The organism is Micromonospora sp. NPDC005324 (genome assembly GCF_040607155.1).
Lineage (GTDB): Bacteria > Actinomycetota > Actinomycetes > Mycobacteriales > Micromonosporaceae > Micromonospora > Micromonospora trifolii.
Genome location: NZ_JBEXGE010000077.1, coordinates 1 through 11,471 on the forward strand (window position 1 = coordinate 1; position 11,471 = coordinate 11,471).

Here is an 11,471-nt window from a genome sequence, read left to right on the forward strand (position 1 = left end):
ATCACGGCCCGCCCCACGCGGTCGCACTGTCCCCGGCTCGTTGCTAGCCGGTGACGGTGAACGGTCGGGACACCGTCGTCGCCGACGTGGCGCCGTTCAGCGTGACACTGGTCGCGCCCGCCTTCGCCGCACCCGCAACGCTGACCGTCGCGCCGGAGATGACGCCGTCACCGTTCGCGCGCACGGTGCTGACCGCCAGTCCGGTCCCGAAAGCGATCGTGACCACCTCGTTGGGCGCGAACCCGGAACCGTCGACCATGATCGACGTGCCGCGCGGGCCCGAAGGAGTCAACAGCGCCACCCGCGGCTGGTAGGTGAGCGCCTCCGGCTCCCCGGTCACCTGGACGGTGGCCGTGGCCGGCGTACGCGAGGACGCGCCCGTCGCGGTGACGGCGTACCGGCCGGGTTGCGCGTCACCGGAGGTCGACACCGAGGCGCGGACCGTTCCCGTCGCGGAGGCCGCGACCTTCATGGTCCGGCCCGGGTCGGTGCCGACGCTGACGGTCACCTCCTCGCCGGCGGCGAAGCCGCTGCCGGCGACGGTGATCGCGCCACCGGTGGTGACGGTGCCGGACGCGGAGAGCGCGATCGTCGGCTGCGATCCGCCCCGAGCCACGGTCACGGTGAAGGACTCGGTGCTGCTCGACAGCGTGTCCCACGCGGTGACGCGCACCGTGTAGGTGCCCTCCCGTGCGAAGGTGTGCTGGCCGCTCATCGCACCGGACCCGCTGATCGTCACGTCGTTCGGAACCGTGCCGTCACCCCACTGGACGCGGGCGCGGTAGCCCGCCGTACCGGGAACGCCGCCGGTCACCGCACCGAGGTTCGCCGCGAGGGCCTGCCCGGCGGTGGCCGTCTGGTTCTTCGGGGCCGCGGTCGCCAGCGCCGGGGCGGGCGTGCCGTCGTTGGCCACGGCGAACACGTGGATCCGACCCGCCGAGCGAGGGTCGCCGGTCTGCGTCGGCAGGGTCACCGACACCAGCGTCCTGCCCGCCGGGATCTGGTACGGCGCGGTGGCGAAGAGGAACGGCTGGGCGCCGTCACGGCTCGTGCCCTGCAACCGGTACGCCGTCCGGGCGACGATGACGTTGTCGTAGGACGGGGTGCCGTTGGCGTTGCCGCCCAGCGTCCAGTCGCTCAACTGGATCGGAATGCTGGCCGTGCTGCCGTCGCTGAACGTCGCCGTGCCGGTGGTGCTCTGGTTGCCCTGCGTCCCGGCGCCGACGAACGAGATGCTCTTCGCGTCCTGCGGAAGATCGAGGACGACTGTCGCCCCGTTGCCGGTGGCGTTGTCCGGCTGCCCGGCCGGGATCACCGGCAGGGTGAACCGCAGCGCCGTTCCGGGAACCTGCTGCGCCTGGCCCTGGGTGGCACCACCGGCCGCCAGGGCGGCCCGCGAGTACGCCCACGACTTGGCGTCACAGTCCGCCGCCAGGACCCCTTCGTCGCCGACGCAGACGTTGTCGAACGCGGCGGTGAGACCGGAGGCCGGGGCGTACGCCACCTCGACACCGACCGTCGCGGAGCTCTGGCTTTCGCCGTCGGTCACCGTGACGTTCGCCTGGTGGTAGCCGGGCGTGGCGTAGGTGTGCGAGCCGGCGACGCGGTAGACGGCCCGTGAGCTCAGCGTCACGGTGCCCGCGGTGACCGGCGTGCCGTCACCCCAGTCGATGGTGGCCTGGTAGCCGTCGGCGTCGCCGCCGGTGACGCTGGCCAACGGCACCGAGACGGCTACGCCGGAGGTCGCGTGCACGCCGTCCGCGGCGGTGACGGTGATGTCGGCGCCCCCGAGGTCGAGGTCACCTCCGGCGAGCAGCTCGACCTCGGCGAGGTTGGTCTGTGTGGCGCCGACGGTCTTCGTGACGGCGAGGCGGAACTGGGTGAACCGTCCCGGCTTGTCGATCGAGTACGGGCGGGTCTGGTTGCGCCACGGGAACACCTGGCCGGTGCGGGAGTCCACAGTGGTCCAGGTGAGGCCGTCGTTGGAACCCTGGAGGCGCCAGTCCGCCGGATCGCCGGCAGCGGCCCCGGACGTGACGGTGTAGTACTTCGGCTTCTGCTTGCCACCACGGAAGGCCCAGGTGATCTGCGGGGTCGCCGAGGTGAAGGTCAGCTGCGTGGTCGACGAGTCGTCGAACAGCTTCGACGCGTCCTGACCGCCGGTCGCTGTCGCGGTGCCGAGACCGGGGCCGGTGACGTCCTGCAACGGCTTCGGCGCCTCGTCACCCTTGGTCAACGACGGCGGGGCGTCGTTGCGGCCGCTGCCCCACGACGACGGCTTGGGGCCCATCTGGAAGTCGATGGTGCCGCCCTTGGCGAGCGTCGCCACGTCCACTGACAGGCCGCGCTGCTTCCTGCCGTTGACCTTGACGTCCTGCACGTAGACGTTCGCCGCGCTGTTGTTCGGCGCGTTGACGACGATGTCGCCGGTGGCGCGACGCACTGTCATCTTCGTGAACTGCGGCGAGCCGATCGCCCACTCGGACGACCCGGCCTGCAACGGGTAGATGCCCAGCGAGCTGAGGATGTACCACGACGACATCTCGCCGTTGTCCTCGTCGCCCAGGTAGCCCTGGCCGATCTCACTGCCGACGTAGAGACGTCGCAGGATCTCCCGCACCGTCTCCTGGGTCCTGGCCGGCGCGCCGGCGACGTTGTACATGTACGGGATGTGGTGCGACGGCTGGTTGCTCATGCCGAGCTGACCCATCCGCACCGCGCGCGCTTCGAGCATCTCGTGGATGACGCCGCCGTACCCACCGGGGCGGTCGGCGTTCTCCGGGGTGGTGAAGAAGGCGTCGAGCTTGTCCCGCAGCGCCTTCTGCCCGCCGTACAGGTTGATCAGGCCCTGGCCGTCCTGCTGCGCGGTGAACGCGAAGTTCCACCCGTTGGTCTCGGTGTAGACGCCACCCCAGTCCAGCGGGTCACCGGCGAGGAAGTTGCCGGCGGCGTCGCGGCCCTGGAAGAGCTTCGTCTTCGGGTCGAAGAGGTGGACGTAGTTGCGGGCCCGCTCCAGGAAGTACCGCGACTCCTCAGTGAGCCGGGCGCGCTCCGACTTCGGCGTGGCCGGGTCCTTGGCGAGCGCCGCACCCATGTTGCCGATGCCGAAGTCGTTGATGTAGCCCTCCAGCGCCCAGGACACCGACTCCCCCGTGGACGTTGGCGTGTAGCCGAGGAACAGGGAGCTCTCGATGCCCTTGCGTCCGACCGCGCTGCGCCCGGACGCGACGGTCGCGTCCTTGACTGCCGCGTCGTACGCCGCGAGCGGGTCGGGCAGCTTGACCCCGGTGAGGTACGCCTGGGCCAGCGCCACGTTCGCGCTGGTGCCGGTCATCAGGTCGGCGTAGCCGGGGGACGACCAGCGGGCGATCCAGCCGCCGTCGCGGTAGTGCTGGACGAACCCGTCGGAGATCTTGGCGGCGACGTCCGGGTAGAGCAGCGCGTAGGCGGGCCACACGGTGCGGTAGGTGTCCCAGAAGCCGTTGTTGACGTAGATCTGGCCGTCGACGACCTTCGCGCCGGTCTGGGTGGTGGTCGACGCCCCGGTCGGCGCCGAGACCGGGCTCGCGTACTGCCAGCGCGGCTTGGCTGCGGTGCCGGTGTTCTCCGACTGGGAGTTCGGGTAGAGGTTCAGCCGGTACAGGTTCGAGTACATGGTGACCAGCTGCGACTCGGTGGCGCCGCGCACCTCGACCCGCCCCAGCCGGTCCTTCCACGCGGCCGTCGCGTCGGCGTGGATCTGGTCGAAGCTCTTGCCGGTGACCTCCAGATCGAGGTTGCGGCGCGCCTGGTCGACGGAGAGGAACGACGTGGCGAGACGCATCGTCACCTCCCGCGACCCGGAGAGGTCGAAGGTGGCCGAGGTCGCGGCGGACGCCGTCGGCGCCCGGTCGAAGGCGCCGGAGACGAACATCCGGCTACGCCCGGCGGACAGGCCGCTTCCGTTGTCGACCCAACCGGTGAACGTGCCGTCCGCGCCGATGGTGAACGTGCCGTTGTGGAAGACGAGGCTTCCGGTCGGCTGCCCGGTGGGGAAGGTGAACCGCATGATCCCGGCGTGGTCGGTGGGCGACATCTCCGCGACCAGGCCGTTCTGGAGCCTGACCCGGTAGAGGTCCGGCTGTGCCGTCTCGTCGTCGTGGCTGAAGGCGAGCGCACGACTGGCGGGCTGACCGGTGAGCGGCCCGCCACCGACGACCGGCATGACGGACATCTGGTTGCGGTCACCCATCCAGGGGCTGGGCTCGTGGGAGATCGCGAGGCCCTGGAGCATGGGCAGGTTGGCCTCGTTGTTGATCCGGTGGTACTCGTACTCCCACGAGTCGGAGGTCGCGTCGGTCACCGGGGTGAAGAAGTTGAACCCGTTCGGCACGGCGGTGATCGGCAGGTTGTTGCCGCGCGAGAAACCGCCCGTCGAGTTGGTGCCCCGTCGGGTGTCGACGTAGTTGGTCAGCTTCGAGCCGTCGATCGACGCCGGCGCGGCCGTCAGCTCGATGTCGTCGAGCCAACCCTGGAACCGGGTAGCCCCGGTGGCCTGCGGATTGTCGTACGCGAGCAGGATGCGGTCGATCGTCTTGCCCCGCGCGACGGTGCCGAGGTCGGCCTGCACCAGGTTCCACTGGTCGGCGAAGAGCACCTTCGAGGCGCCCTGACCGGCGCCGGTGAGCGGGTAGCCGTGCTGGTCGGCGGGCGAGCGAGCACTCAGGTAACTGCCGTCGGTGAAGTGCAGGTCGACGGCGGCATACGTGGACGGGTAGCGGCCGTCCCCACCGGTGAACTCGGGGAAGATCTTGTACGACAGTCGGGTCTTCGGCCCGACCGGGATGGTGACGTCGAAGAGTTTGTTGGTCGCGTACGAGCGGCCGTTGCCCTCGGCGCCGCCGGAGTAGCGCAGCGCGGCCAGTCCGGTGAACCCGACGTCCGGCTTCGTGGTGTAGCCGCCGTTCGGGCCGGCGGTCGCCGCGCTGACCATGGGGGTGGCCGGTGGGCGGACGTCCGAGCCGTCGCTGATGTTCCAGTCGGCGAGTTGCACGAGCGAGTCACCGGAGTTCGCGGTGATGTTGAGGCGGTAGAAGCCGTAGGCGTTCGGGTTGGTGAAGCTGTACGTCCTGGTGGCGAAGCGCCCGCTGAACTTCTCGCCGGCGCGCTTGTCCAGGTCGGTCCAGGTGCTGCCGTCGTTCGACCCCTGGACGACGAAGTCCTTCGGGTCCCGGGTCGGTGCGTCGTCGGCCGCGGTCAGCGAGTAGCGCGCCACCGTCGCCGGCTTGGCGAGTTGGTAGGTCACCCAGCCGGTGGACGCGAACACGAGCCACTTGGTCGACGGATCGTCGTCAGCGAGGTTCGCGGCGATCTCTCGCGGCGGGTTCTCGTCGCTCGCGGTCACGGCGCTGACCTGGCCGAGCAGGCTGCCGGGCAGCGTGGCGACAGTGCCGCTCAGGTTGGCCTGGACCGGCTTTCCGTTCGGGCCGACCTCCACGGTGCTGGTGGCGGGCTGCGGGTCGGCGGACTCGAACGAGGAGGTGAAGTTGCCCGGCGGTGCGGGGGTGGGGGCGGCGTTCGCCAGGGGCGCGGCGACGAGCAGGCCCAGCGGTAGCAGGGCGGCTGTCGTCGCCGCGATCAGGCGGGGTGAGAGGGAGCGCGCAAGGGGGGTGTGCGACATGAGGGACGGAGCCTTTCGACTCGAACCGGGTCGAGTACGTCGAACGTCTGGGCAGTGTGGAGCGGGTGGCGGGTCGGAGCCCTGACATCGTTGTCATCGGGAATCGTGAGCAACGGGAGCCGGGGCGTGTGGACTGCCGCTGATAGTTCCGGGCGCAGCACGGCCGTGTCAACGGGTTGATCGCGCCGAAACGGCCGCCGCCCCCCACCGGGCCACGGCCGCCGATGGGCCGGGCTCGACGCCGTCCGGGGACGTCCGCCGAGGCCCGGCCACGGTTCAGCAGTAGAGGTTCGCTCCGGCGGACACCCCGAGGATGCCGACGAACTGCTGGTACCTGGTGACGCGACTCTGCACCTGGGCGGGGTTTCCGCCGTTGCACTCGATCGAGCCGTTGATGCTGCGGATCGTCTGACCGAACCCGGCGCCGTTGACCATCGCATTGTGGGCGGTCATGGTCCCCGGCCCGTTCTGGGTCATCCAGTACCAGATACCGGTCTTCCAGGCCACCGAGGCGTCGGTCTGCACCAGCCACGGGTTGGTCAGCAGCGGCAGGTTGAGGGCGTTGCCAGCGGCGTTGTAGTTGAAGTTCCAACTGAGCTGGATCGGCCCCCGTCCGTAGTAGGCGGCCTGCCCGGCGGGGCAGCCGTACGGCTGGCCGTAGTCGCAGTAGTGCGGGTAGTTCGCGGTGTTCTGCTCGACCACGTGCACGAGCCCGCCGGTCTCGTGGTAGACGTTCGCCAGGAAGGCCGCGGCCTCCTGCCGCTGGACTGTGGCGCTGCCGCTGCGGGCGAACGCCGGGTAGGCGCTGAGCGCGGCGACGAGCCCGGAGTACGTGTAGAACGAGTTGCGGCCCGGGAACATCTGGTTGAACTGGGCCTCGGTGACCACGAAGCCGCCCGGGTTGGTGGGTGGCGGTGTGGTCGGTGGCTGACCGCCACAGGTGTAGGGCTCCCAGTACCAGGTGCTGACGACGGGGTCGTACCCCGGATTGTCGTGCTCGGCGATGTAGTAGGAACCGTTGGTGTAGCGCACGATCGCCCCGGTGGCGTACCAGGTCCCGGCGGTCCAGTTCGGGTAGCTGCACGTCCCCCCGGTGGGCGGCGTGGTGCCCCCTCCGCACGCGCCGAGGTCCTCCCAGACGCCGGTCGTGCCCGGCGGGGCCTCGTTCTGGGTCCACCACTTCGCGCGGTAGTTGCGGCCGTTGTGGGACACCTGGGCGTCTCCCCAGTAGACGGCCGATGCCTGCCACGATGCTGAGCAGGCCGCCGCCGACGCGGCGGTGGCCGGGATGACCGCGACCAGTCCACCGGCGACGATCAGTGCCGCCAGCGCGACCAGCGCCCGCAGTCTCGTCATGTGACCACTCCTTCCTCGGACCTCACTGGCCGAGACCCGAGCGGACATCGACCGAAGTGACTGTAACATCTTCTGTTCACAATCTTTACTATTCAGCTCGGCCGGGCGCGGCGGTGGGCGCGGTGATCGACGAACGATAATTCCGGCCGCTTTCCGGATCACGTCGCGAGCAGACCGTTCGATCAACGTGATCGAGACGGCACGGAAGCTTCCCTCAGGCCGAGGCATGCCTGGAAAAACCCCGGAACGGCGTCCTGAGTTGTTACGAGGATGTTCCGGAACTTGTTGACGCGTTGGAATTCTCGCTGTAATACTCCGATCCATTGAGGTCAATGCGATCGGCTTCGTCACGGTCTCCGCTCCACCCACCCACTCATCCACACCTGTCCGGACTGCGCTGCCCGCACACCAGGGCACGTCCGGGCCTGCGCGAAGGGGCACCAGATGAGCAGGCTCTTCCCCCGCACGGCCCTGTGGTCCAGGCGGCTGCGCGCGGCCCTCGCCGTCCTCGCCACCGCCGTCGCCATGTGCGGCGTCGTCCTCGCGGCCACCTCCACCCCGTCGAGCGCCGCCACCTGCAACGGCTACGTCGGGCTCACCTTCGACGACGGTCCGACCGGCAGCACCAGCGCGCTGCTGAACGTGCTGCGCAGCAACGGCGTACGGGCCACCATGTTCAACGTCGGGCAGAACGTCCAGAACAACCGCTCGGCCGCGCAGGCGCAGGTGGCCGCCGGCATGTGGGTCGCCAACCACAGCTGGAACCACGCCCACATGACCTCGATGAGCCAGGCCCAGATGCAGTCGGACCTGTCCCAGACCAGCTCGGCGATCCAGTCGGCCACCGGCAGCCGACCGGCGCTGTTCCGGCCGCCGTACGGCGAGACCAACTCCACGTTGCAGTCCGTCGCGTCGTCACTGGGCATGCGCCAGGCGCTCTGGGACGTGGACTCCCAGGACTGGAACGGGGCCAGCGTCAGCCAGATCGTGGCCAACGCGAGCCGGCTCCAAGCCGGTCAGGTCATCCTGATGCACGACGGGATCCAGAACACCCGCGACGCCATTCCCCAGATCATGGCGAACCTGACCAGCCGTAACCTGTGCCCCGGCATGATCTCGCCGTCCACCGGCCGCGCTGTCGCGCCCGACGGCACCACCCCGCCGCCGACCACCCCGCCGCCGACCACCCCGCCGCCCTCCGGCGGCACCTCCACCGCGACCGCCACGACCCCCAACGTCTGGGGCGACCGGTACAACACGTCCGTGACGGTCAGCGGCGCCAGCACGTGGACCGTGGTCGTGGCCATCACCTCGCCGCAGCGCGTCTCCACCATCTGGAACGGCACCGCCACCTGGGACAGCAGCGGGACAGTCATGACCATGCGGTCCAACGGCAGTGGCAACACCTTCGGCTTCACCACGATGACCAACGGCAACAGCAGCGCCCGCCCACAGATCCGCTCCTGCACCTCGGGTTGACATCGCCCAGGTCGAGACGTGCGCGGTGGGTGCGCCCGGCACCCACCGCGCACCTGCCTGCCCGCTGCACGTGGCCACTAGCCTGCACTGATGCGACACACCCTCACGCCCGGAGACGGCAGCCTGCACGGCCACTTCTCCCCCGACTTCCCGCCGGTGCTCACCATCGACCCCGGCGACACCGTCACCTGTCGCACCCTGGACTGCTGGTGGTCCGCCGGCCCGTACCCCGGCGGGCCGAACCGGAACCGGCCCCGGGTCGCGCAGCACCGGCCCGATTACGGACACGCGTTGATCGGACCGGTCGCGGTCCGCGGTGCGCGCGCCGGCCAGACCCTCGCGGTACGCATCGACGCGGTCGTCCCGGGCAGCTGGGGCACCACTGTGGCCGGCGGCTGGCCGAGCGGGTTCAACCAGCGCTACGGCGTGCAGGATCAGCCGGTGGTGCACGCCTGGGAGCTGGACCCGGTGACGATGACCGGCCGCAACCAGCACGGCCACACTGTCGCGCTGCGGCCCTTCATGGGAGTGCTCGGCATGCCACCCGCGGAGCCCGGGCTCCACTCCACGATCCCGCCGCGCCCCTGGGGCGGCAATCTGGACTGTCGGGACCTCACCGCCGGCAGCACCCTCCTGCTGCCGATCCCGGTGGACGACGCGCTGCTGTCCATCGGGGACGGGCACGCCGCACAGGGTGACGGCGAGGTCGGCGGCACCGCGATCGAGTGTCCGATGGACGAGGTGACGTTGACCGTCGACGTGCGCGACGACTTTCCGCTCACCGGCCCGGTGGCCCGTACCCCCGACGCGTGGCTGACCCTGGGCATCGGCGCCTCCCTCGACGACGCCACGTTCACGGCCCTGGACTCGATGCTGACACTGATGCAGCGCCTGCACGGCCTCAGCCGCGCGGACGCGGTGGCGCTGGCCAGCATCGCTGTCGACGTACGGGTGACGCAGATCGTCAACCAGAGTGTCGGCGCGCACGCGGTGCTCCGCGACGACGCGCTGCGCTGGCCGGACGCCGATTCTGTCGGGGGGCGCCGTTAACGTGTGGTCACTGTCGCCGCGCCGGCCGGACCGCGCCGCTCGCTGACCCCTCGGAGGCCCCCATGTCCCAGGAGACGACCTACCTCGAACTGTCCGAAGTGAACGGTGCGCACAAATTCTACGAGGTCATCGTCGACCACGCCACGCTGACGGTGCGCTACGGCCGGATCGGCGACCAGGGGCAGTTCAAGGCCAGTGCCTATCCGGACAACGCCCGGGCCCGAGCCGCCGCGGCGAAGAAGATCGGTGAGAAGGTCCGCAAGGGCTACGCGCCGGCGGTCCCCGGCGTCCGCCAGAAACGCACAGTGTCGCGGCGGCAGATCGTGAGCACCCGCTCCACCGCCCACACCGCCCCGGTGCTCTGGCGCTACGACTCCGGCGCCCCCGCCTTCGGCATCTTCGTCGACGGGCGGCACTGCATGGTCGGCAACGAGCACGGAGTCATCACCACGCTCGACCACGACGCCCAGGTGCGCAGCCAGGTCCGCCTTCCCGACGGGGTGAAGTGCATGGTCGCCGACGACGCCTGGATCTACGCCGGCTGCGACGACGGCAACGTCTACGACCTGTCCGGCAAGGTGCCCCGGGTGGCGTATGCGATCGCCCCGGAGATCGACATCTACTGGTTGGACATCCACGACGGCGTCCTCGGCGTCTCCGACGCCGACGGCGGGATCACCGCCGTCGACCACGAGGACGAGTTCCTGTGGCGTCGCCCCGGGCGGGGGCGTTCGGCCTGGATGGTGCGGTGCGACGACGACGCCATCTACCACGGTCACTCGCAGGGCGTGACCGGCTACGAGTGGCGTACCGGCAGCGAACTGTGGCACACCACCACCGGTTCGGTGCTCTTCGGCTGGCAGGAGCACGGCAGCGTGTTCGCCGGCACCAGCAGCCGCCAGGTGGTGCGGCTGTCCAAGTCGGGTCGCCCCGAACGCACCTATCTCTGCGACGCGCCGGTCTTCTCCTGCGCCACCGCCGAGGGCGGCGATTACGTCTTCGCCGGTGACAGCCAGTCCTCGATCTACTGCTTCGACGCGGCGGGCACCCGGCTGTGGAAGCTCGGCACCGGCTGCGGCTCGGCGTACTCCATGCAGTACCACGACGACCGGCTCTACGTCGTCACCACCGACGGCCATCTGGCCTGCATCGACGCGAGCGAGCCAGCGATCCGTGCGGCGCAGGCCGGCAACGTGCCCCAGGTACGCGACATCAAGGCCCCCCGCCAGGCGCCCCAGCCGGTGCAACCGACGATCGTCGAGGTGACCAGCGACTCGGGCGCGGGCGTGGTCGTGCAGTGCCTGGACGATCGGGGACGGCTGCGGGTCCAGGTGCTCTCCGACGGCTACCGGCGCGACTGGTCGGTGCAGTTCCCCAAGGGGATTCGCCAGCCGGGCGCCCGCTACCTGGTGACCGAGGTGCGCGAGTCCAGCCGCGGCGGTTACTACCGCGCGTACGGCGACATCCGCCGGCTGCGCTGAGCGGCGGGCGCACCGCCACGCTACCGAGGGGTCCCCGGTCGCGCCCGTCCGTGTCGTAGGGTGCCGCCATGGCGCACCCCGTCCGGGCCGACGGCGACGCCAACATGGCCTGGTGGGCCGCCCCGCCGATGGGGCGGGTGAGTCACCTGCCGGGCGTCGACCCGGAGCTGCTGCGGGTGGCACTCGACCCGCTGCCACCGGCAGCACCCGCGATCGTGCACTACCGGCCCACTGTGGCTGGTCCCCTCGGTGACCTCGTGGACAGCCTGCTCGACCAACTGGACACCGCAGCCCTCGCGATGTTCCCCCGCTGGCTGACGGGGGCCGACAGTTTCGACAGCGAGGGCACGCTCGGCGTGGCGGGGGGGGGGGGGCGGCGCGGGGCGCCCCCCCGCCCCCCCCCCCCCCCCCGGCCCGGCGCCGGGCGCCCACCCCCCCGCGCGGCG

Annotated in this window: 6 protein-coding genes; 4 read left to right on the plus strand and 2 right to left on the minus strand. The window is 70.6% G+C overall.

Going from position 1 to position 11,471, the window contains the following annotated elements; genetic code table 11:
* Positions 1 to 43 precede the first annotated feature (43 nt).
* Together ABZS40_RS35525 and ABZS40_RS35530 are read right to left on the minus strand one after the other, a co-directional pair.
* Positions 44 to 5,659, minus strand: a complete 5,616-nt coding sequence (locus ABZS40_RS35525; RefSeq protein ID WP_354948995.1) for a GH92 family glycosyl hydrolase — start codon at positions 5,657 to 5,659, stop codon at positions 44 to 46.
* 276 nt (positions 5,660 to 5,935) lie between these two features.
* Positions 5,936 to 7,015, minus strand: coding sequence for a glycoside hydrolase family 19 protein (locus ABZS40_RS35530; protein WP_210818106.1), 1,080 nt, complete (start codon positions 7,013 to 7,015; stop codon positions 5,936 to 5,938).
* Between the two features lie 444 nt (positions 7,016 to 7,459).
* Between ABZS40_RS35530 and ABZS40_RS35535 the strand changes: the two genes are divergently transcribed.
* From ABZS40_RS35535 to ABZS40_RS35550, 4 genes are all read left to right on the plus strand, one after another.
* On the plus strand, positions 7,460 to 8,494 hold the full coding sequence (locus ABZS40_RS35535; RefSeq protein WP_354948998.1) for a polysaccharide deacetylase family protein: 1,035 nt from the start codon (positions 7,460 to 7,462) through the stop codon (positions 8,492 to 8,494).
* 90 nt (positions 8,495 to 8,584) lie between these two features.
* Positions 8,585 to 9,544 (plus strand): acetamidase/formamidase family protein, encoded by a 960-nt coding sequence (locus tag ABZS40_RS35540; RefSeq protein WP_354949000.1) that lies wholly within the window; start codon positions 8,585 to 8,587, stop codon positions 9,542 to 9,544.
* A 62-nt stretch (positions 9,545 to 9,606) separates the two neighbouring features.
* Complete coding sequence (locus tag ABZS40_RS35545; RefSeq protein WP_354949002.1) at positions 9,607 to 11,025, plus strand: PQQ-binding-like beta-propeller repeat protein; 1,419 nt, start codon at positions 9,607 to 9,609, stop codon at positions 11,023 to 11,025.
* A 68-nt stretch (positions 11,026 to 11,093) separates the two neighbouring features.
* Positions 11,094 to 11,471: hypothetical protein (locus tag ABZS40_RS35550; protein ID WP_354949004.1), on the plus strand; the 378-nt coding region annotated here is incomplete at its 3' end.

Excerpts from the sequence above, each read along its gene's own strand:
- ABZS40_RS35545 (WP_354949002.1), top strand. The coding sequence starts at position 9,607 with ATGTCCCAGGAGACGACCTACCTCGAACTGTCCGAAGTGAACGGTGCG.
- ABZS40_RS35525 (WP_354948995.1), bottom strand. The coding sequence starts at position 5,659 with ATGTCGCACACCCCCCTTGCGCGCTCCCTCTCACCCCGCCTGATCGCG.
- ABZS40_RS35540 (WP_354949000.1), top strand. The coding sequence starts at position 8,585 with ATGCGACACACCCTCACGCCCGGAGACGGCAGCCTGCACGGCCACTTC.
- ABZS40_RS35535 (WP_354948998.1), top strand. The coding sequence starts at position 7,460 with ATGAGCAGGCTCTTCCCCCGCACGGCCCTGTGGTCCAGGCGGCTGCGC.
- ABZS40_RS35530 (WP_210818106.1), bottom strand. The coding sequence starts at position 7,015 with ATGACGAGACTGCGGGCGCTGGTCGCGCTGGCGGCACTGATCGTCGCC.